We start from the raw sequence: 20,185 nt of genomic DNA, 5'->3' as shown, positions 1-20,185 counted from the left end.
AGGAGAGGCGTCGCTCCACGCGAGCGCGCTTTTGTTGTGGCGCGTATTACAATATTGTGGAGATTGGCGGAAGGGAGCCGTTCGGATGCACAGGCCCATTTGATGCATCTCGTCGGGGGAAGCCCCGTCTGTAACCATTTGCGAGCTTCCAGCAGGGGGCTCCTGACGAGGTGACAACTGAACATGAGAACGTACGGGTGGTTCCAACGCCGCAGTCTGGCACTGTTGATGGTGGCGGATGGGATTTCGGTCTTGGGCGATCAGGTGGGCTGGATGGAGCTTTTGTGGTCCACGATGACTCTGACCAAGAGCGCGCAGATCATGGGATGGCTGGGCCTTGCCTTCGGCCTGCCCACCGTCGCGCTCGGCCCCACCGTTGGGCATGTCCTGGACCACACATCGCACAAGCGGGTGCTCATCACATCCCAAGTCATGCTCGGCGCTTTGTTCGCATCCATCGCCGTGCTGCAACGTATGCACGCGCTTCCTGTGTGGGCGCTTCTGATGTTTGCGATTGCGGCAGGCTGCCTTACTCCGTTTTCGACCATTGGCTGGAGCGTCGTCATCCCCAACATCATAGCGGATGATGAGCTTGGCTCCGTCAATGCGCTCATGGAGATCCTATGGAACGGCGCATCCATCCTAGGACCGGCCCTTGGCGGATTCGCCATCGCGCGCGTAGGTAGCTCCGCGGCCTTGTTCGCCGATGCAATTTCGTTTTGGCTCGCGGCGCTATGTGTTGGAATGGCGAAGGTACCCGCGCAGTCGATGCATGCGCCGATAACCCTGCCTGAATCGGCGCGATTGTTTGTGCAAAACACCCTCGAGGCCATGAAGACGTTGTACGCGCTGCGCCCGGTCTGGTGGATCACCATCGGCGCGTGGGTGCTCAATCTGGCGTACGGCGCGCTTGACATCGAGTTACCTCTCCTGACACACCGACAGTTTGGTCGAGGTGCCTGGATCCTAGGCAGCCTTTGGACCACCTATGCCATTAGCTCCATTGCTGGAGCGGCGTTCAGTGGCTGGATCTCCAAGAGGCGCAGGATCGGCGTCGTCATGACGATGATGATCGTCGGATGGGGTGCAGCGTTCGCACCGCTGTTCTGGACCCACGCCTTCACGCTCACCTACGTGTTCCTGGCCTGCGCTGGACTCTTGTTTGGCGGGTATCCACCGCTGGCGCGTACCGTCGTCCAGCGCTCTGTGCCGTCGCAGGTCATGGGACGCATCATGGGCCTACGGGGCTCACTGATTGCACTTGGCCCGCCGCTCGGCTCATGGGTCGGTGGCGTGTTGGATAGATGGCTCAGTCCGTCCGACGCCATCGCCCTGGTCGGCATGGCCGTTGTCGCACTCGGATGCTGGCTTGGCTCACGGGGCCGAGAACTGCTCATTGAATGATGGACAATCATGTACATTTGATGTATTTCATTTCTATGAAACTCAGTGATTGGGCAAGAAAGAACGGAATTACGTACAAGACCGCCTGGCGTTGGGTCAAAGAAGGCCGGATGCCCGTGCCTTTTGAGCAAACTCCTTCGGGCACCATTCTTGTTCACGAACCCGAGTCTTCCACGGAGAATGCCGTGGCCTTGTATGCCCGCGTGTCAAGCGCCGATCAAAAAGCCGATTTGGATCGCCAAATCGCACGACTCATGGAATTTGCAACGGAACAGAAGCTTGTCGTGGTCAAGGCGGTCACGGAAATCGGCTCGGGACTCAACGGACATCGACCGAAGCTCATGAAACTACTGTCCAATCCAGATGCGCATACGATTGTGGTGGAGCATCGAGATCGGCTCATGCGGTTCGGGTTTGAATACGTCGAGGCGGCTTTGGCGGCTCAAGGCCGACGAATCCTCGTCGTGGAGCCAGGCGAGGTCAAGGACGACTTGGTGCAAGACATGATCGAAGTCCTCACGTCGTTTTGCGCGCGGTTGTACGGGCGACGTTCCGCTCGTCACCGCGCCAAGCGCGCTTTGGAGGTTTTCAAACGTGAAGATTCATCGGGCGTATCGGTATGAGTTGGCGCCGAATCGGATGCAACGGAGCCTGCTTGCCAAGCACGCAGGTGCGGCCCGATTTGCGTACAATTGGGGGCTTGCCAGACGCATCGCGCTCTATGAAGAGACGGGGCAAAGCACGAACGCCATCGAACAGCATCGGGAACTCAACCGCCTGAAGAAAACCGACTTCCCGTGGATGTACGAGGTCTCCAAATGCGCCCCGCAGGAAGCGCTGCGGGACTTGGATCGCGCGTTTCAACACTTTTTTCGCGGGTTGAAGGAGGGACGCAGGGTCGGATTCCCTCGCTTCAAGAAAAAAGGGCGCGACGATTCATTTCGCCTGACGGGTTCGATTCGCGTCTTGGACAACGCCATACAACTGCCTCGGCTCGGGCGGATTCGGCTGAAAGAAAAACCGCATGTCGAAGGCCGAATCCTGTCGGCGACGGTCAAGCGGGAGGCGGACCGATGGTATGTGAGTTTGTCGGCAGAAACGGAGATTCCGGACCCTGTTCCACCTTCGGGCGAGCCGGTGGATGTGGATCTGGGGGTCTCGTGGTTTTTGACGTTGTCTGACGGGACGAAAATCGAGGCGCCAAAGCCGCTCGCCCGATACCTTCGCCGCTTAAGGCGGTTATCGAAGCGGCATAGCCGAAAGAAACCAGGCTCGCGAAATCGGCGGAAGTCGGCGCTGGCGCTTGCTCGGCTGCACCGGAAGATCCGCAACATACGTCAGGACTTTTTGCACAAAGTGACGACGGAGCTCGCGAAAACCAAGCGAGTGATCGTCATCGAAGACCTGCATGTGCGAGGCATGGTGCAGAATCGAACGTTGGCGCGAGCCATTTCGGACGTGGGTTTTGGCGAGTTTCGGCGAATGTTGACGTACAAGTGTACGTGGTACGGCTCGGAACTCATCGTGGCACCACGGTTTTACGCGAGCAGCAAGACGTGCTCGGCGTGCGGGTACGTGATAAGCGAGCTGCCATTGTCGGTGCGGGAGTGGACGTGCCCGGCGTGCAGCACGCGGCATGACCGCGACATCAACGCAGCGAAAAATCTTTTGAGAATTGGTACCGCGAGTTCCGCGGGAAGTGACGCCTGTGGAGATCCCTCTGGCGGGGCGGCCTTGGGCTGCTAGTCATGGGTCGTGGAAGCAGGAAGCGAGAAGTGGACATTTGTCCATGAATTGCAGAACGGTGACTTTTGGAGGATAGAAGCTTAAAAGCGGAATGCGTCACCACGATTAAAGATCTTCGAAGAGGGCGGGTGATTACCGCCCTCTTTGTCGTGATTGGGGCCGCCGACGATCTCGGCGGAGCAACTTCAAAGCGGTTCAGCCACGACACCAAATAGTTCAGGCTTCAATGGGGCCGCCGACGATCTCGGCGGAGCAACACTGAGCGACCGATCCCTTGTAACTTGGCTTGATCGACGCTTCAATGGGGCCGCCGACGATCTCGGCGGAGCAACGGCATGCGCGTCGGCGAAGTCCTGGCCTTGCGCTGGCTTCAATGGGGCCGCCGACGATCTCGGCGGAGCAACCACCTAACCTTTGTCCACGTCTCTCGGCCCATTGAGGCTTCAATGGGGCCGCCGACGATCTCGGCGGAGCAACACTCTCCCGCACCGACCGTAACCGACGACGATGGCGAAGCTTCAATGGGGCCGCCGACGATCTCGGCGGAGCAACACCGCCAACACCGAATGACACGGCGAGAGCGGGTATGGCTTCAATGGGGCCGCCGACGATCTCGGCGGAGCAACTTCGCAGCTCACGTGGTATCTGGTCGGAGACGAAAATGCTTCAATGGGGCCGCCGACGATCTCGGCGGAGCAACTCATGCTCTGTCATCACGCATCCGTCCCTGTTACCGCTTCAATGGGGCCGCCGACGATCTCGGCGGAGCAACGACCATATTCGGATCGGTCGTATGCGCGTGGATATGGCTTCAATGGGGCCGCCGACGATCTCGGCGGAGCAACCAAACGGGAATCGTCAAGCGAATCAGTTTAGGTTAGTGCTTCAATGGGGCCGCCGACGATCTCGGCGGAGCAACTTGTTGCACGCTCGCCATGCTGTCTCACCTCATACGAGCTTCAATGGGGCCGCCGACGATCTCGGCGGAGCAACGCAATGTCGCGGATGCCGTGGAGCCGCCGCGTCTTGCTTCAATGGGGCCGCCGACGATCTCGGCGGAGCAACGAGCCGCAAGCGATCCGGCGTAGCGTATAGCGTGTAGCTTCAATGGGGCCGCCGACGATCTCGGCGGAGCAACGAGAGCGACACGGACAGGGTGAGCGTGGGTGATAAGCTTCAATGGGGCCGCCGACGATCTCGGCGGAGCAACCCGCGCCGCCCGTGAATGGGAAGAGGCCGGTTTTACGCCGCTTCAATGGGGCCGCCGACGATCTCGGCGGAGCAACCATTATTGAACATCTCGAAATCAGTCGGTGAGGGTGCTTCAATGGGGCCGCCGACGATCTCGGCGGAGCAACTTCCAGTGTTCAGCTAACTGAGTAGGAACCATTGGGGCTTCAATGGGGCCGCCGACGATCTCGGCGGAGCAACATATAATCGTTGCTGGTTTTGTTGATGGGATTTGTGCTTCAATGGGGCCGCCGACGATCTCGGCGGAGCAACGTCTTCTCCTTATCGATGACCCTATCAAGAACGCAGAGGCTTCAATGGGGCCGCCGACGATCTCGGCGGAGCAACATGGCCTCCGCCACCTCCTTCGCCTTGAGTCCTCGCGCTTCAATGGGGCCGCCGACGATCTCGGCGGAGCAACTCTACTCTCCTGAGCCCGCTCCTGGCGCGGCTTTCCGGCGAAAAATCGCGAACCTGTGCAACGCGCGTCCTTCACGCGCCTTCCAACCGCTATCATCATACCCTGTCTGTCCTCAAAAATCCAGCCCCCATGCGGAATTCTCGCATTTCGCGAACCCCCCGGGTTTTCGCCATCGATTCAGGTTCGCGCTCCTTACCCCCGCCGCTTCTCCATCACTGCGGTGATCCACGGCACCACACGCCCCGTTTCGCCCCGGACCGCGTCTGCGAACGGGGCCGTCCGAATTCCCCCGCTCCTTATCCTCCCACCTGCTCCCATGAAGCTACGCACCAAAAAAAGGGGCCACACCGGGCCCCAAAGTGAGTGCCATGCCGAGTTGGAACCATCCTCGCAGAGCGCCGAGATCGTGGGGCTCATCCGCCCGCAGGGTCGAGCCGTCACGCCTCCACAAACTGCTCCTCCTCCGTGGAGCCGGTGAGCGCCGTCGTGGACGAAAGTCCGCCCGACACCACCTGCGCCACTTCATCGAAGTAGCCCGTACCCACCTCCCGCTGATGGCGTGTCGCGGTATAGCCGCGGGCTTCCGCAGCAAACTCTTGCTGCTGGAGATCCGAGTACGCCCCCATGCCGCGCTGGTTGTAGCCATATGCGAGCTCGAACATGCTGTAATTGAGGGCGTGGAAGCCCGCCAGGGTCACGAACTGGAACTTGTAGCCGAACGACGCGATGATCTCCTGGAACTCCTCGATGGTCTTCGGATCGAGCTTCTTCCGCCAGTTGAAGGAAGGCGAGCAGTTGTAGGCGAGGAGTTTGTCTGGGAATTCGGCCTTGATAGCCTCCGCAAACCGCTTCGCTTCCTCGATGTTGGGCTCGGACGTCTCGCACCAGATCATGTCCGCGTAGGGCGCGTAGGCGAGTCCGCGGGCAATTGCGGCCTCCAGCCCGCCCCGGAACCGGTAGAACCCTTCCGGCGTGCGCTCGCCCGTGATGAACCGCGCGTCGCGATCGTCGACATCGCTCGTGATGAGGAACGCGCCGTTGGCGTCCGTGCGCGCCACGATGATGGTCGGCACGCCGAGCACGTCGGCCGCGAGGCGCGCAGCCGTCAGATTCCGCACCGCGTGCGACGTGGGGATGAGCACCTTGCCGCCCATGTGGCCGCATTTCTTCTCCGATGACAGCTGATCCTCGAAGTGCACGCCCGCGGCGCCGGCTTCAATCATCATCTTCATGAGCTCGAACACGTTCAGCGGCCCGCCAAATCCTGCCTCCGCGTCGGCTACAATCGGCACCATCCAGTCGATGTCGCCCTTGCCTTCCGCGGTCTGAATCTGATCCGCGCGCAACAGCGCGTTGTTGATCCTCCGCACCAGGCTCGGCACACTGTTGGACGGGTACAGGCTCTGATCCGGGTACATGTGCTCGGCCAGGTTGGCGTCCGCTGCCACCTGCCAGCCGCTGACGTAGATGGCCTTCAGGCCGGCCTTGACCTGCTGCACGGCCTGGTTGCCAGTCAGGGCACCGAGCGCGCGGATGAAGCCGTCTTCATGGAGGCGCCGCCACAGCTTCTCCGCGCCCATCTGCGCGAGTGTATGTTCAATGTGCACCGATCCCCTGAGCCGAATCACGTCTTCCGCCGTATAGGCGCGCTCGACGCCTTTCCAACGAGGATCCGTCTTCCAATGCTGCTCCAGTTCCGCCGCCGTTTTGAAGTATGTCATCTTCCATTCCCCCTAGGTTCCATTTGCGGCGCCCTTGACATTGCGCCTGTCTCATTCCTGTTTCATGCCGGGCCACTTCACGCTGTGCCAAGATTCCGAGAACAAGTCCGTGAAATCTGCGTTACAGATGCGAGGCGGTTCGCTCATCTCCGTCTGTTTCTCTCATCTCCCCTCAGCCTGAGGCTTCTGTTCTGGCACAATTGTATTAAAACAATGCCTTGTTTGTGAATAGTGTTTTGATACAGGTTGTGTGACAAATTTGTGACGAGTCTGAAAACAACCGCTTGCTCGCCGAGTGTCGCAGTCATCCTCTCTCTGCGGGAAGATTTCTTGCAACTTGTACACCAAATCTTTGCATACTCCTCACAGTCGGTTTATGCTCGCTTGCTACACTGCGCATAAACGCCTCGCGCACGTTCTCATGCTAGATCCGAACCTATGGGGAGGAACCGCATGCGCACGCAGATTGCAGTCATTGGACTTGGCTATATTGGCTTGCCGCTCTCCCTCGCGCTCTGTGAGCGCGGCGAGACGGTCATCGGCGTCGATGTGGACGAGCGCAAAGTGAACGAACTCCGCACCGGCGTGACGCACGTCATGGAGCCGTACCGCGGCGAATCCCTCGAAAGCATCCTGCGCCGGCACCTCGAAAGCGGCCGCTTCACCGCCACGACATCACTAGCCGAAGCCGCCGAGCGCGCCGACACGTTCATCGTCACCGTCGGCCTTCCGGTGGCGGGCGACGTCGTGGACAAGTCGCCGCTTCTCGCCTGCGTCAACGACCTTGGTCAGGCCCTTCGCCCGGGCGATCTCGTCCTCATCCGCAGCACGCTTGTCCCTGGCATGATGGAAGACGAAATTGTCCCCCGCCTCGCATCGGCGAGCGGCTTCGTGCCGGGCCGGGACTTCCACGTGGCCTACGCGCCGGAGCGAGTCGCCGAGGGCCGCGCGATGAAAGAGTTCCAGACCCTCGATGTCATTGTCGCGGGACTCACGGACGCGTGTGCCCATCGCGCCATGGCCGTGCTCGCCCGCCTCACGGACGGCCATCTGCACAAGACCAGCCTGCGCGTCGCCGAGCTATCCAAAGTCGTGGAAAACGCGCAGCGCGACGTCAACATCGCCTTGGCCCACGAGCTCAAAGTAGTGGCCGAAGAGCACGGTGTCGATGTCTACGAGCTCATCCGCATGGCCAACACGCATCCGCGCGTTCACCTGCTCGAACCGAACATCGGCGTCGGCGGCTTTTGCATCCCGAACGCGTACGCGTATCTCGCGGCTTCGCTCACATCGGAGGAGCATATCCCGCTCTTTTCGCTGGCCCGCCAAATCAACCTGACGGCGCCGCATCGCGCCGCCCGCCAACTCGACGACGCGCTGCGCCAGATCGGCAAGCGCCTGTCGGGTGCGCGCGTGGCGCTTTTAGGCCTCGGCATGAAGGACGGATCGAACGACATCCGCCAGAGCCCGGCCGTCCACTTCGCGGAAATCCTCGCCGAGCGCGGCGCCACCGTGACGGCGTTTGATCCCACGGTCGATCCGTACTTCCCCTTCCAGGCGGCGTCGCTCGAAGACTGCCTGGTGGACGTGGATGCCGTGGCTGTCGCAGCCTGGCAGGCGGCGTTTGACACAACGCCGTGGCCCGCCCTCCTCGCCGTGGCGCGTCAGCCGCTCGTCTTGTTGGATCTCAAGCGCCGCCTCGTGCCTAGCCTCAAGGAGGCGGGGTGGCAGATCCGCGGCGACAGCCATCTGCCCTACATCGCCACGCCCGCACCCCATGCATCCGCCGAGCGGGACTGCGCGGTGGAGATGGTGCCATGAAGCGCCGCCACGCCCTCGTCATCTGCCACGACTTCCCGCCGGTTGGCGGGATCGCCGTGCAGCGCCCGCTCAAATTTGCGAAATATCTCGGGGAATTCGGCTGGAAGGTCACCGTGCTCACGGCCGATCACGTCTACAGCGCCACGCCCGATCCGTCGCTTCTCGACGAGATCCCGGAGGACGTTCAGATTGTGCGCGTCACGGATCTGGTGTCGAAACAGCTCGCGCGCTGGTCGGGGCGCATCGTCGGCGATGGCTCGACGTCCACGCCGCAGGCGTCCTCCCAGGCGCGGCGCCCGCTGTGGAAGCGGCTCGCCTGGAGCGCGTGGAAGTGGGCCCAAGCGCACGCGCTCATCCCGGACGAATCCGTGGTGTGGGCCATGCTGGCGGGCTTCGCGGCCCGGCGCATCGTGCGGCAGCGCGTTATCGACTGCATCTACACCACCTCGGGGCCGCAGAGCACGCAGCTTGCAGGTCTCATCGCTTCCGCGTTTTCACGGACGCCCTGGATTGCGGATTTTCGGGATCCGTGGACGGACAACCTCCACTTCCACCATCGCGGCTGGCGAGCCTCCCTCGAGCGCCGGCTCGAGCGCATGGTCTTCGCCCGCGCATCGGCCATCGTGACGGTCACCGACGGCTTCTGGCGCCTCTTCGCGGCGAAGTACCCGCATCGCGCGCTCGACATTCACGTCATCCGAAACGGCGTGGACGAAGCGGATTTTCCGCCCGCGCCCGCTAGGCACAAGGGCGAAGAAGAGCCGTTCACGTTCTTCTATGGTGGCATCCTGTACCCCGGGCGATCGGCGGACGCCCTGTTTCAGGCCGTGCATCGACTGCTGCAAAACGGGCACATCACCCCCCAGCGCCTCCGCATTCAGTTCGCGGGTGTCCTCGACTACCCCGGCCATCATCACCACACGCGCCTCATCCGGGAGCTCGGGCTTGAGGCCGTGATCGAGCCGCTCGGCTACCTCCCGCGCCGCGAGGCACTCACTCGCATGCTGGCCGCCGACGCGACGCTCCTCATCGGCGATCAGTCCGAGCAAGCCAAGGACTACGTGCCCGGCAAGCTGTATGAGTACCTATACGCCGGCCGCCCCATCCTCGCCATGCTCCGCGAAGGCGAAGCCGCCGATCTCATCCGCCGCGAGCAAGCGGGCATCGTCGTGCCGCCGGACCATCCTGACGCCATCGCGCAGGCGATACTCCATCTCATGGCGCAACCTGCCACCGAGCGGCGCACGTGGAATCCGGCCTACAGCCGCCGAGCACAGGCGCAGCAACTCGCCCGCCTGATGGACGACGTCCTGGCGGCGGTCCAAACCGAGTCCACCGCCTGGTCGTCCATGTCCTGGGACGTGTGACGGTGATGTACCTGTCCATGGGAAGCCCCGGCGCCGTTCGTCCAGTGCGAGGGCCCGCCCTGGCGCGAGCCCTCGCGAGCATCCTCGCGCCTCACGTGCTATAATTTCTCCGACCTTTCATGGACAAGGATGATAGCGTGGCTCTCCAGGCATGGTTCTCTCGCGCCGCCGCCTCTGCGGCCCTCGTCGGTGTCTGTGCGGTGTCCACCGCCTGCGGCTCGTCCGCCGCGAGCTCGCAGTGGATGCTCGTCAATCACTGGATGATCGACGCCGTGACCACTAAGCAGGCCCCGCTTGCGCTGCAATGCCTGCTCATCGATGCGAATCCCACGACGCAGAGCGTGGTGTCGTCTGCGCAGCTCCAGACCCCAGGCCTGCACACGCGCAGCTTCTCTCAGCAGGAACTCCACCTCACCCAGAACACCATCGAGTTTCAGCTGCACTTCACGTCGACAGTGACGCGCTCCATGCACGGCGCCGAACCCACGCTCACCATCGCGACGCCGAATTGGACGCATACCTTCTCGTTCGGGGAAATGGATGTCACCCTCGTGCCGAAGCGCGTGAATTGGCTGCTTCCGTTGCGCAGCTTTGCTGGCGAGAGCGGCGCGTTCACGACGTCCCATGTCTTCGCCATGGTGGTTGCAAACCCGCTCCCGCACGCCGTGACGTTCGATGGTTTCACTGTGGGTGGCGGCGTGGAGCTGGAGCGCACCGCGTACGTGGTCAATCCGTCGAACGTATTTCTCACCATCCCGAAACAGGCAAAGGACCTCAGCGCGCCCATCGCCATTGCGCCCGGTCAGACTGTGGCGCTTTACTGCGCGTTCCGCCAGCCGTCCGCCTACCGGAATGTGTACTTTCAGCCCGCGCTGCGTCTCACATATCAGGGCCAATCCGGATACGAGCTCACCAACCCGGCGCTCTACACGGAGACGAAGTTCAAGGGCGATCCGACCGCCATCTACCCGACCGTCAACGGCTGATCAAGAGCCGAGGCGCCATCGCACGAGCGACTCCACAAGCGGCTCCGCCTTGTCCCTCCCCCTGAGCTGGCGGCGCCACCTCTCCGGAATGCCCGACGCACCGAATGCGATCCCGGCAAGCCCGCCCGCCACGGCTGCGTTGGTATCCGTGTCCCGACCGAGCTGAATGGCGCGCCTGACGACCCGCTCGTAGCTCGTCTCGTTCAGAGCCAGGCGAGCCGCGTTAAGTGTGTGCACGACGTAGCCGTCGCCGTTCGTGACAGGCGGATCGTCTGGACAGAGCTCATCTTCGAGGGATCGGCGGTACGGCGATTCCTCCCCGTAAAGGCCGCGCAGCGCCGCGATGGCGTTCTCGTAGGCCTCGTCCGGCGCTTGACCATCCAACATGCGCCGCGCCCACAAGCAGTACACAGCGCAGCACACCTGATTAGTGACATGGCCGTGCGTCACGCGCGCCTGCCGGTGCGCATCTTCGACAAGCGCCGCATCAGCGCCCCGATGCCATAGCGCGAGCGGCAGGACCCTCATCAGCGCGCCGTTGCCCTTCCCCTCCGGAAGCACGAGCCCCGCGCGTTCCGGTTCCACGCCGCGCTTCATCTCCTGAATGGCCAGTTTGGTCTGCCACCCAATGCCAAATACCTGTCCGTCCACCGTCCAAAGGCCTTCGTCATGCCACGCGATGAGCCGCGTGGCGAAGTCCGCCGGATCGAACCGGCCGCACGTGAGAAGCGAGTCGAGCAGACACAGCGCCTGCGCACCATCGTCGGTCCACGTGCCCGGTGGCACCACGGCCACCCATTCCCCAGGCGGCCCCTGCATGTCAATCTCGCCCTCAGGCGGCATCTCTTCGGGTTGAAGTCCGACATAGGGCTCGCCGAACGCATCACCCACAAGCAACCCCCACATGCCGCCGCGCAACCTGTCTTCCAGTGCGATCATCCAGCCACCCCCAAATGGGCTCAGCCCCGCGTTGATCTCCATTGTAACCGCTATCCAGTTTGGGTAGCGAACCGCGTAAGATCGCCAATTTCGTCACGAATTCTGGCGCACTTTGGCCCACATGGGCCATGTCGTTGGCTGTTATACTGACGGAGAGGTGAATGGATTGTATAAAGCCGTCATTCGCGGCGTGGGCTCCTACCTGCCGGAGACGCGCCTGACCAATGTCGAAATTGAACAGATGGTGGAGACCTCTGACGAGTGGATTCAGACCCGCACAGGCATTGCCGAGCGGCGAATTGCCAGCCCTGAAGAAGCCACTTCCGATCTCGCCTATCACGCAGCCGTGGCCGCCCTGGCGGACGCCGGGCTGCAACCGGAGGAAATCGATCTCCTGATTGTCGCCACGGAGACCCCGGACTACCTGCTGCCGCCCGTCGCCTGTCAGGTGCAGGCGAGGCTCGGCTGCCGCAACATCGGCGCGTTTGATCTCCATGCCACGTGCGCCGGCTTTCTGTCTGCGCTTCAGGTGGCGGAACAGTTCGTGAAATCGGGCGTGCACCAGCATGTGCTCATCGTCGGCGCCGATACGCTGTCGCGCTTCACGGACTACACGGACCGCAGCACGTGCATCCTGTTTGCGGATGGAGCGGGCGCGTTCGTCGTGTCGCGTGGCGAGCCAGACGAACCCGGCGGCGTGCTCGCGACCGCGATTCACGCGGATGGCACCTACTTCGAACATCTATACATCCCCGGAGGAGGCAGCCGGACGCCGTACGGCGAGGGTGCAAAGGCCAAAATTGTGATGGACGGACGGAAGATCTTCAAGCTCGCCGTGAACGTGATGGCAGCCACCGCCGAAGAACTGCTGCAGAAGACCGGGCGGCAGAAGGACGAGATCGACTGGCTCATCCCGCACCAGGCCAACCAGCGGATCATCGACGCGGTAGCGGAGAGCCTCGATTTCCCGGAGGAGAAGGTCGTGAGTACCATTCAGAACGTCGGCAACAACTCGTCGGCGACGATTCCCATCGCGGTGGACACCGCCATCCGCGACGGGCGCATTCAGCGCGGCGATCTGCTCATGCTGGTGGCGTTCGGCGGCGGCTTAGTGTGGGGCGGCGCGATGGTGGAGTATTGAATATGAGCGAGGAGCGGCGACAGAGGACGGTCTTCGTTCGCGCGTCGCTCCTCGTTGACTCGTGGGACGTTGCCTCGTGGGAAGGAATGGTGATGCGCTACGAAAAGGTTCAAACAAACCCGGAGGCCCTCATCCCCGATAACTGCGAATTCTTTCAAGCGGAGTGCACGAAGAAATTTGTATCCCTTTGACTAGCGCTCAACATCCGTTTGACTGGCGCTCTTGACCAGTTCTAATGCTCATTTTTACAATATCCGATATCTCTTATCCCATCCTGAATCCGTGACGAGTAGGTGCGAAAATTGCTGAAGCGCTCGTGGTTGGTCCTGTAGAATTGAGATAGTTCGGATATCGGCTGTATTCAATCCCTCTTCACCATCGGGGTGAACCACTTGCGTTTCATCATTGAAGAATCCGATGAAGTCATCGTCACGCATTCGGGAATGACCCTTGTCGGCGTGTTGCTTGATAAAACCAGAATCGGCGAGCGGTTGAATCAGACCCGCCTGCCTGGTATGGGCAAACCGGATATTTCAAACCGGGACGTGGCATACTCATACATCGGGCTGCTTTGCCAAGGCAAGACCGACTTCGACCACATCGAAGCGTTTCGAGATGACGAGTTTTTCATGATCGCACTGCAAGTAGACAACGTGCCTTCGAGCCCGACGCTGCGCCAGCGTTTGGACATGGTTGCCGGAAAATCCGGCTGGGAGTCCATTCTCCGGGAAGAGTCCGCAAGGCTCCTGAGAGCCCTCGATGTAACTCTGCATCCGATTGAACTGGGCGTGCCTGCAGAGCGTCGAACTTACATCCCGCTGGATATCGACGTCAGTCCCTTTGATAATTCCGGCACGAAGAAGGAAGGCGTGTCCCGTACATACAAGGGGCACGACGGATATGCTCCCATCTTTGCTTACCTTGGCCAAGAGGGCTACGTGGTCAATGTCCAGTTGCGTGAAGGCAGTACCCACGTACAAAAGGGCACGTCGACTTTCCTGCGGGAGAGTATTCAGTATGCAAGGCAGGTGACGGACCTCCCGCTTCTGGTTCGTCTGGATGCCGGCAATGACAGTGCAGAAAACATCGCCGTGTGTCGCTCCCAGGACAGCAGGGCCGAGTTCATCATCAAGCGCAACTTGCGAAAGGAGAGCCCCGAGGCCTGGCTTGTGATTGCCCAGCGACACGGGACATGTCATGAACCTCGTCCCGGCAAGAAGGTATATCACGGTTCGCTGATGTGTCCCGTCAAGGGTGTATCCGAACCGGTTCGCATGGTGTTCGAAGTTATCGAACGGACCACGACGGCCGACGGCCAAATCTTATTGGTACCGGACATTGAGGTCAGCGCCTACTGGACCTCACTGCCGGATGACCCGGCTGTGATCATTCACCTGTATCACGACCACGCCGTGATGGAACAGTTCCACAGCGAAATCAAGACGGATCTGGACGCCGAGCGGCTGCCCTCGGGTAAATTCGCCACGAACAACTTGGTATTGCACTTTGTATGCGTGGCGTACAATCTGCTGCGAGTGATCGGCCAGGAGAGTCTGAAGCGAAATGATGCGCCGCTACGAAAAAAGGCAGAACGTCGCCGGATCCGGACTGTGATTCAGAACCTGATGACACTGGCTGCGAAGATGGTGCGACACGCCAGACAGACCAAGCTGAAATTGGGGTACGGGAATCGATGGCTCCCGGCATTTCGGCGATTGTACTTGGCCTTTGCGTAACGTGAACTGTGTCGAGCAAAGACACTGCATATGACCTGACATGGAAACCGAACCCAACCATTCACGAGTCCAGGGGGGACATCTGCCTTTTCGCCGCACTGGCTCCAACCGATATTCACAATCCCTAAGAAAATTGAATGTACATCCGTGAAATCGCAGTGAAGGGGCTTGCGAGAACACACATCAGCCTCTTTCCATCGACCCTGTCACGGATTCAGGCCCATTATTTCGCGCCCGTTTTTTGGGCTTGTGTTCATTTTCGACAGGAATTTTGATTCCACACGTGGAATTGGATAGCCCGTCGTATCTTCGTGCGGGAGGCTTTCCAGTTGTTCGGTCCAGTTCGCTCGTATGTCATGGGGCCTGCGCCCGTTTTAGCCAGACTGATCGACGAATTGAAGTGGGTAGAGATCATCGACGAGTTCGTGCCACGTCCGGATAGCAAACTGTCCATCGGGTTGCGTACCAAGGCGTTGCTAGTTCATATCGGCACGAACCGCGAAGCCCTCTACCGAGTGGAGGAGTTCTACGCGCAACGGGATGTGGAAGTCCTGCTTGGAAACGGCGTCTCCGCAGACGATCTCCATGATGACGCTTTGGCCCGGGCTCTGGATGCCTTGTACGACGCAGGTCTCGAGGCATTATACGCGCGTATCGCCCTACACACGCTACGCAGACTCCGGGTGCTCAGCGATTCCAACGAACTCATCCCCATCCATGCGGATACCACGTCGCTCTCTGTGACAGGCGAGTACCTGGACCAAACAGCGTTTCGCATTGACCGGGGATTCTCCAAGGACCACCGGCCTGATCTCAAGCAAATTGTGTTTGGACTTTGCACCGTCCATGGTCTGGGGCTATGCGCGAACGTCAACCCTGGGAACTTGGACGATCACACATGGAATTTCGAGAACATCCAGCAACTCCTGAGCCAGCTCGATGAGGAGACGCGAAAGAGAAGCGTCTACGTCGCGGACGCGGCGTTGGTGACGAAGGACAACCTTGAGCTTTTGGCGGAGGAAGACATCCATTTCATCTCACGACTGCCGGGGACGTATAAGCTGTCCGAGGACCTGAAGAGAGCGGCATGGGAGAAAGAAAACAGCTGGAAAGAAGTCGGTCGGCTCGCTGAGGCGGAAGACAGCGCCCATTACAGGATCCAGGCCTTCCGTCGCACGCTGTACGGGCGAACGTATCGATTCGTGGTGGTGCGCTCCTCCAGCCTGGATACCCGGAAGGAGCGCAAGCTCGAAGAGGTGCTCAAGCGTGAGAAGGCTGCGCTGGAGAAAGCGGCCAAGGCGATGAACCAAAACGTCTACAGTTGTGAACAAGATGCACAGATGGCCATGCAGACCTTCATGCACGAACACCGTGCCACTTTGCATCCCATCTCCGCCCGCATATGTGCCGAGCAGGTGCAGGAAAAACGCGCGCGCCGCGGTCGCCCGCGCAAAGATGACCCGCCACCGCCGGTGCATACACAGTACCGTGTGGAAGTGGAGATCTTACCGCCTTCTGAGGAGCGGGTTCAGCAGTGGCGAGAGAAGGAAGCGACGTTTGTGCTCATCACCGACATCCGCGATGATCAGCGTGTGTCAGATGAACAGATCCTCCGCCTGTATAAGGAACAACACGAGGTGGAGGCGCGTTTTCGATATCTGAAAAGCCCGTATCACGTGGGTCCCATCTACCTGCATAAGCCGACACGGGTGAAAGCGTTCGGTTTCGTCATGCTGTTATCCCTACTCTTGTATAGTGTATTGGAATATCTCATCCGAGAGAAGATGAAACGGGAAACGGAACCGCTCATGCTGCCAGGCAAACGAAAGAGTTTTCGTCCAACAGGGTTGGCCATCCTCGAGATGCTGGATGGAATGACGACCGTGCACATGCAGGTCGGCGACACGTGGCAGCGAGTACCTGCAACGCCTCATAATCCTCAGATCATGAGGGTTCTTAAGCTGCTGAACATGGACCTGAGCATCTACACGGAAGCGCAAAAGACGGCTTGATCAACGTTTGGGGCCGTGTGCACAGGGTTTCCAAAACTGAACATTTCTCAAAAAGATCGCGCTTTCGATATCCTACACCCTTCCAGCCCCACAGTCGTCGGACGCTCAGATGGCTACCTCGCTCGAGTTTCCAGCTAAGTTTCTGTCGCTCGGCGCGAAATGTGGGTCTTATCTCTCAGTTGAATTTTTTTCATTCACGAGTCGGAGGTGACCGATTTATGAAAGGCTTATGACGCTTGATGATTCTGACTTTTTGGACGATGTTAAGTTTGTCACTTACCACCGCGGATTTGGTCTCTGCAAGTGAGATTGCACCGACTCGCGTAATGGCAAAGTCGACGTCCTACCTAACGAAGACGCTCGCGGACGGAAAGGATTTGAAACACGTCTTTAGCGCGAGGTCCGGCCCCTCCTTTAACGCTATCACCGTGGTGTCACAACGTCTCAGCGTCTATCCTGGTGAATACGCCTACGTGACCATCCACACTTCGCCCGGAGCAACGGGAACCATTGAAGTGGATTATAAGACCGGGCCAAGTCACGCTCAGGGGCTTGAGCCGAAGACGGCTGACGCGTCTGGAAAAATTACGTGGCGTTGTGAGCGTCAAATCCCGCCCACCTTGCATTCCCGCCATCGCTGCATCAAAGTCGTACATGACGACAAACCCCGCCGGGAAGCCGGCGGGGCAGTTGTGCATACTATGCTTTTTTCGTCCGTCTGCGGATGCCGTCTGGCAGGTGGTCGGACCACGGCAGCAAGTCGTTCATCGCCGTCTGGTCGTCAGTCTGGATGTTGGGTAGCCGTTCGAACAGGTACTCCAGGTACAAGTACGGGTCCAAGCCGTTCTCCTTGGCCGTCTCTACCAGACTGTACGCGATGGCGCTGGCCCTCGCACCCCGTGGCGTGTTCGCGAACAAGAAATTCTTCCGGCCGATCACGAACCGCTTGATGGACCGCTCGCTCCGATTGTTGTCCAACTCCAGATGCCCGTCCTCCAGGAACACCGTCAGCTTCGGCCATTGGTTGAGGCAATACGAAACCGCCTGCCCCCAAGGTACTCTTGGGCAGTACCTGTTCGCTCTGCGCCCGGAGCCATGCCACAACTCGTCCAGCACCGGCCGACTTAACTTCTGCCGCTGTGCGTGACGTTGTTCTGGATCCATGTCCTTCAGTGCGCGTTCAATCTTAAATAAGCGATTGCAGTATTCCAATCCTATCCTGGCCGCTGTCGGTTTCTTTCGCTCCTCTGCCGGGAGCGCGGTGTGTGCCTCGTGAAACTTACGTCTGGCGTGTGCCCAACACCCGACCAGCTTGACACCCGGAATGTCGTGGTACCCGCTGTACCCGTCCACGTGCAGGTAGCCCCCGAATCCCTCGAGAAATCGCCTTGGGTGCTCCTTCGAACGGGTCTCCTGGTAGTCGAACAGGACAATCGCTGGCCCATCCTGACCGCTTCGGTACAACCACATGTACGAGGTTGTTTCAGCCGATCGCCCCGGCTCATGCAGAACCTGCAGCGTTGTCTCATCCGCATGGAGGTACCGGCGCTTCAGAAGTTCCTCGTGCAACCGGTTGTACATGAGTTCGAGCCACCGCGTCGTCCCCAACACCACCCAGTTCGCCAAGGTCTGACGTGTTAACTGCAGGCCTTGCCGGGCAAACTGCTGCTCCAGACGGAACAGCGGCAAACCGTCCACGTATTTCTTGTCTATCACATACGCCAGCATCGAGGCGGACGCCAGGCTGCCCGGAATGGGTGGCTTGGGCATCTGCGCCTTGACCATAGGCGTTTCCGTCCCCTGCTGGTCACACGTCCGGCATGCATATTGTTGCTGGACATGTTCGCGTACCTTCGTCTGCGCCGGGATGTGGATGAGCTCGCGACGGATCTCGACACCCGCCTCGCTCATGACATCGCCGCAACACGGACAGATCCGTTCTTCTTCCGACAGACGGTACTCCACCCGCTCCACTGGAAGATCGGCAAGCATGGCGTCCCGTTGTCCAGGCTGCTTCTTGCGTCGCTGGTACGTCACCATCTCGAAGGTAGGTTCTTCTTCCTCAGGCTGTGCCTCCGCCTCAGCCTCGTTGAACACCAGGTCCAAGCGCAATTGGTCGTCCGTCGTGCGTTCGCTGGACTTCCCGAATTGTCGATGGCGGGCCAGACGAAGCTGTTCCAGCAGGAGTTTCACCTGCTTCTTTAGCTCCGCGATTTCCTTCTCTTGCGCTTCGCAGCGTGCCTGCAGGGTTTCCAGTTGGTTGAGGGTGTCCGTCGTCGTGTTCATCATGCACAAGAATTTCGACACACCTGCCGAAATCCCTTGACAGACCCTTCTGTGTTTATCGGTCTCACACCACTTTTTTCGCGGTAACCCTCCGGTGTGCCTTCGGTTGGTTCAACGGCAGTCCGTCCAACAGCCAGTTCAGCTCCCGGCGAGTGATGACGAGGGTCTTGCCGTCGCTGGTGTCTGGCCATGGAAAGCGCCCCCCGCTCCAGCCGCCGATAATACAGCCAGAAGCCGTTGTGCTCCCAGTACAGGATTTTCAGTTTGTCACGCTTTCGGTTACAAAACACGAAGACCGCAGAGGAAAATGGGTCCAGGTGAAAGGACTCCTGCACGAGCGCCGCCAAGCCGTCGATAGACTTGCGCATGTCCGTGCTGCCGCAGGCCAGGTACACACGCAATTCCCCCGGTCCAGCACCGATGTTCAGCATAGCGAGGCCAGGGTGCGCACCACATCGCGCAGTAGTTCAGTGTCGTAACCAGGCGTGACCTCGATGACAACAGGACCTACACGGACAGACAGCGGCTTGTCTGACCCCTCAGCGGAAGGTTCGCCCACACGCACGGGGATGAAACGCGGATCCGTATCGCCATGTTGATGATCACCATAGTGGCCTTCTGTCTTCAACTTGCTGACCCAATACCACAGTTGGTGTTCCTTAACCTGATGCGCGGCGCACCAGGCTGCGCCCGTTAACCCGCTGGCCCGGAAGTCCGCTACACGGGCACGCCAAAGCTCGCGAAGTTTTTCGAGTTCGGCCTTCGTCACGGTGATCCCTCCGTCAATGGATTCTAGAGGGATCATCTCGCAGAACAGAACCCGAGACTAGGTGTGCGCTATTTGACGCTCACGTGGCGTTGGCGAGTTGGCACACACACTTCCCCAGGCAACTGGCGCGTGGTCATTCGAGTCGGTTCTCAGTCCATCACTCTCATCCTCTCCGTGCATTAGAGGATTCCTCCACCTGATTCCATGCAAGCAGAACACTAGGAAGCTCCGAGCCGTTTTGATCCACCGATTTTATGGCATTCAGAAGGACCAACTCTCCTCGTAACCGATGGGACGTGTGGATCATAGTCGATGGCGTGGCCTTTCCCACCTTCGGAAATCAGGCGGAGATTGTCGAGATGTCTCGGGCCTTTCAAGCATAGCGTACCGTCCGACTTCCTCCTTTAGAGACGATTCCATAATCCCGTGCTCATGCATGTGATGTTGTTGCAGAAAGAGGGCAGAAGGCGACGACTGAAGTAAAACGGCGAGGGTCTAGATCCCTCGCCGTTACGGACTTTCTGGCGCACCCGGCAGGACTCGAACCTGCGCAAGACGCGGTTTAGGAAACCACCGCTCTATCCTACTGAGCTACGGGTGCACATG

Annotated in this window: 14 protein-coding genes, 1 tRNA gene and 1 CRISPR repeat array; of the genes, 9 read left to right on the top strand and 6 right to left on the bottom strand. The window is 59.9% G+C overall.

All coding sequences use genetic code 11. The annotated features are described in order from the left end of the window. The first annotated feature begins 183 nt into the window (after positions 1-183). The 3 genes from TC41_RS00170 to TC41_RS00160 are packed head-to-tail and all read left to right on the top strand — an operon-like array spanning position 184 to position 3,150. Complete coding sequence (locus tag TC41_RS00170) at positions 184-1,404, top strand: MFS transporter (RefSeq protein WP_041694819.1); 1,221 nt, start codon at positions 184-186, stop codon at positions 1,402-1,404. A 35-nt stretch (positions 1,405-1,439) separates the two neighbouring features. After that, complete coding sequence (locus TC41_RS00165) at positions 1,440-2,027, top strand: IS607 family transposase (RefSeq protein ID WP_041695573.1); 588 nt, start codon at positions 1,440-1,442, stop codon at positions 2,025-2,027. After that, entirely contained in the window at positions 1,999-3,150 is a 1,152-nt protein-coding gene (locus tag TC41_RS00160) for an RNA-guided endonuclease InsQ/TnpB family protein (protein ID WP_014462938.1), read from the top strand. Before TC41_RS00165 ends, TC41_RS00160 begins: the two co-directional genes overlap by 29 nt. Before the next feature lie 147 nt (positions 3,151-3,297). Next, positions 3,298-4,801: a CRISPR direct-repeat array (repeat unit 37 nt; unit sequence GCTTCAATGGGGCCGCCGACGATCTCGGCGGAGCAAC). A gap of 437 nt (positions 4,802-5,238) precedes the next feature. Here the strand turns inward: TC41_RS00160 and aceA are convergent. Next, positions 5,239-6,522: an isocitrate lyase gene (gene aceA, locus TC41_RS00150; protein WP_014462932.1), complete on the bottom strand. Its 1,284-nt coding sequence runs from the start codon at positions 6,520-6,522 to the stop codon at positions 5,239-5,241. Positions 6,523-6,975: 453 nt separating this feature from the next. Here aceA and TC41_RS00145 point away from each other — a divergent pair, with 453 nt between their 5' ends. The 3 genes from TC41_RS00145 (at position 6,976) to TC41_RS00135 (ending at position 10,696) form a co-directional block, all read left to right on the top strand. Beyond that, a complete protein-coding gene (locus TC41_RS00145; RefSeq protein ID WP_014462931.1) occupies positions 6,976-8,343 on the top strand; it encodes a nucleotide sugar dehydrogenase in 1,368 nt (455 codons plus the stop codon). Then, positions 8,340-9,710, top strand: a complete 1,371-nt coding sequence (locus TC41_RS00140) for a glycosyltransferase family 4 protein (RefSeq protein WP_014462930.1) — start codon at positions 8,340-8,342, stop codon at positions 9,708-9,710. The genes TC41_RS00145 and TC41_RS00140 overlap by 4 nt, the downstream gene beginning before the upstream one ends. Before the next feature lie 137 nt (positions 9,711-9,847). Beyond that, complete coding sequence (locus TC41_RS00135; RefSeq protein WP_041694817.1) at positions 9,848-10,696, top strand: hypothetical protein; 849 nt, start codon at positions 9,848-9,850, stop codon at positions 10,694-10,696. Here the strand turns inward: TC41_RS00135 and TC41_RS00130 are convergent, their stop codons facing one another. Further along, positions 10,697-11,635, bottom strand: coding sequence for an ADP-ribosylglycohydrolase family protein (locus tag TC41_RS00130; RefSeq protein ID WP_041695572.1), 939 nt, complete (start codon positions 11,633-11,635; stop codon positions 10,697-10,699). 166 nt (positions 11,636-11,801) lie between these two features. Here TC41_RS00130 and TC41_RS00125 point away from each other — a divergent pair, with 166 nt between their 5' ends. The 3 genes from TC41_RS00125 to TC41_RS00110 all read left to right on the top strand — a co-directional run bounded on the left by TC41_RS00125 (position 11,802) and on the right by TC41_RS00110 (position 16,524). Then, positions 11,802-12,776 (top strand): beta-ketoacyl-ACP synthase III, encoded by a 975-nt coding sequence (locus tag TC41_RS00125; RefSeq protein ID WP_041694816.1) that lies wholly within the window; start codon positions 11,802-11,804, stop codon positions 12,774-12,776. 383 nt (positions 12,777-13,159) lie between these two features. Next, a complete protein-coding gene (locus TC41_RS00115; protein WP_014462925.1) occupies positions 13,160-14,512 on the top strand; it encodes an IS1380 family transposase in 1,353 nt (450 codons plus the stop codon). A gap of 311 nt (positions 14,513-14,823) precedes the next feature. Further along, complete coding sequence (locus tag TC41_RS00110) at positions 14,824-16,524, top strand: IS1634 family transposase (RefSeq protein ID WP_014462923.1); 1,701 nt, start codon at positions 14,824-14,826, stop codon at positions 16,522-16,524. A gap of 699 nt (positions 16,525-17,223) precedes the next feature. Here the strand turns inward: TC41_RS00110 and tnpC are convergent. The 4 genes from tnpC to TC41_RS00095 all read right to left on the bottom strand — a co-directional run bounded on the left by tnpC (position 17,224) and on the right by TC41_RS00095 (position 20,180). Continuing rightward, positions 17,224-18,813, bottom strand: a complete 1,590-nt coding sequence (tnpC, locus tag TC41_RS00105; RefSeq protein WP_014462922.1) for an IS66 family transposase — start codon at positions 18,811-18,813, stop codon at positions 17,224-17,226. After that, a complete protein-coding gene (gene tnpB, locus TC41_RS17150) occupies positions 18,810-19,241 on the bottom strand; it encodes an IS66 family insertion sequence element accessory protein TnpB (protein WP_014462921.1) in 432 nt (143 codons plus the stop codon). Before tnpB ends, tnpC begins: the two co-directional genes overlap by 4 nt. Beyond that, positions 19,235-19,579 (bottom strand): IS66 family insertion sequence element accessory protein TnpA, encoded by a 345-nt coding sequence (gene tnpA / locus TC41_RS00100; RefSeq protein WP_041694815.1) that lies wholly within the window; start codon positions 19,577-19,579, stop codon positions 19,235-19,237. Before tnpA ends, tnpB begins: the two co-directional genes overlap by 7 nt. A 522-nt stretch (positions 19,580-20,101) precedes the next feature. Continuing rightward, positions 20,102-20,180, bottom strand: a tRNA-Arg gene (locus TC41_RS00095). Between the last annotated feature and the right edge of the window lie 5 nt (positions 20,181-20,185).

The organism is Alicyclobacillus acidocaldarius subsp. acidocaldarius Tc-4-1 (genome assembly GCF_000219875.1).
In the GTDB taxonomy this organism is placed as follows: domain Bacteria; phylum Bacillota; class Bacilli; order Alicyclobacillales; family Alicyclobacillaceae; genus Alicyclobacillus; species Alicyclobacillus acidocaldarius_A.
This window is presented reverse-complemented; position numbering and strand designations above follow the sequence as displayed.

What these genes read in the sequence shown, in the direction of transcription:
- TC41_RS00170 (WP_041694819.1), top strand. Translation starts at nt 184, where the DNA reads ATGAGAACGTACGGGTGGTTCCAACGCCGCAGTCTGGCACTGTTGATG.
- TC41_RS00165 (WP_041695573.1), top strand. Translation starts at nt 1,440, where the DNA reads ATGAAACTCAGTGATTGGGCAAGAAAGAACGGAATTACGTACAAGACC.
- aceA (WP_014462932.1), bottom strand. Translation starts at nt 6,522, where the DNA reads ATGACATACTTCAAAACGGCGGCGGAACTGGAGCAGCATTGGAAGACG.
- TC41_RS00145 (WP_014462931.1), top strand. Translation starts at nt 6,976, where the DNA reads ATGCGCACGCAGATTGCAGTCATTGGACTTGGCTATATTGGCTTGCCG.
- TC41_RS00140 (WP_014462930.1), top strand. Translation starts at nt 8,340, where the DNA reads ATGAAGCGCCGCCACGCCCTCGTCATCTGCCACGACTTCCCGCCGGTT.
- TC41_RS00130 (WP_041695572.1), bottom strand. Translation starts at nt 11,635, where the DNA reads ATGATCGCACTGGAAGACAGGTTGCGCGGCGGCATGTGGGGGTTGCTT.
- tnpC (WP_014462922.1), bottom strand. Translation starts at nt 18,813, where the DNA reads ATGATGAACACGACGACGGACACCCTCAACCAACTGGAAACCCTGCAG.
- tnpB (WP_014462921.1), bottom strand. Translation starts at nt 19,241, where the DNA reads ATGCTGAACATCGGTGCTGGACCGGGGGAATTGCGTGTGTACCTGGCC.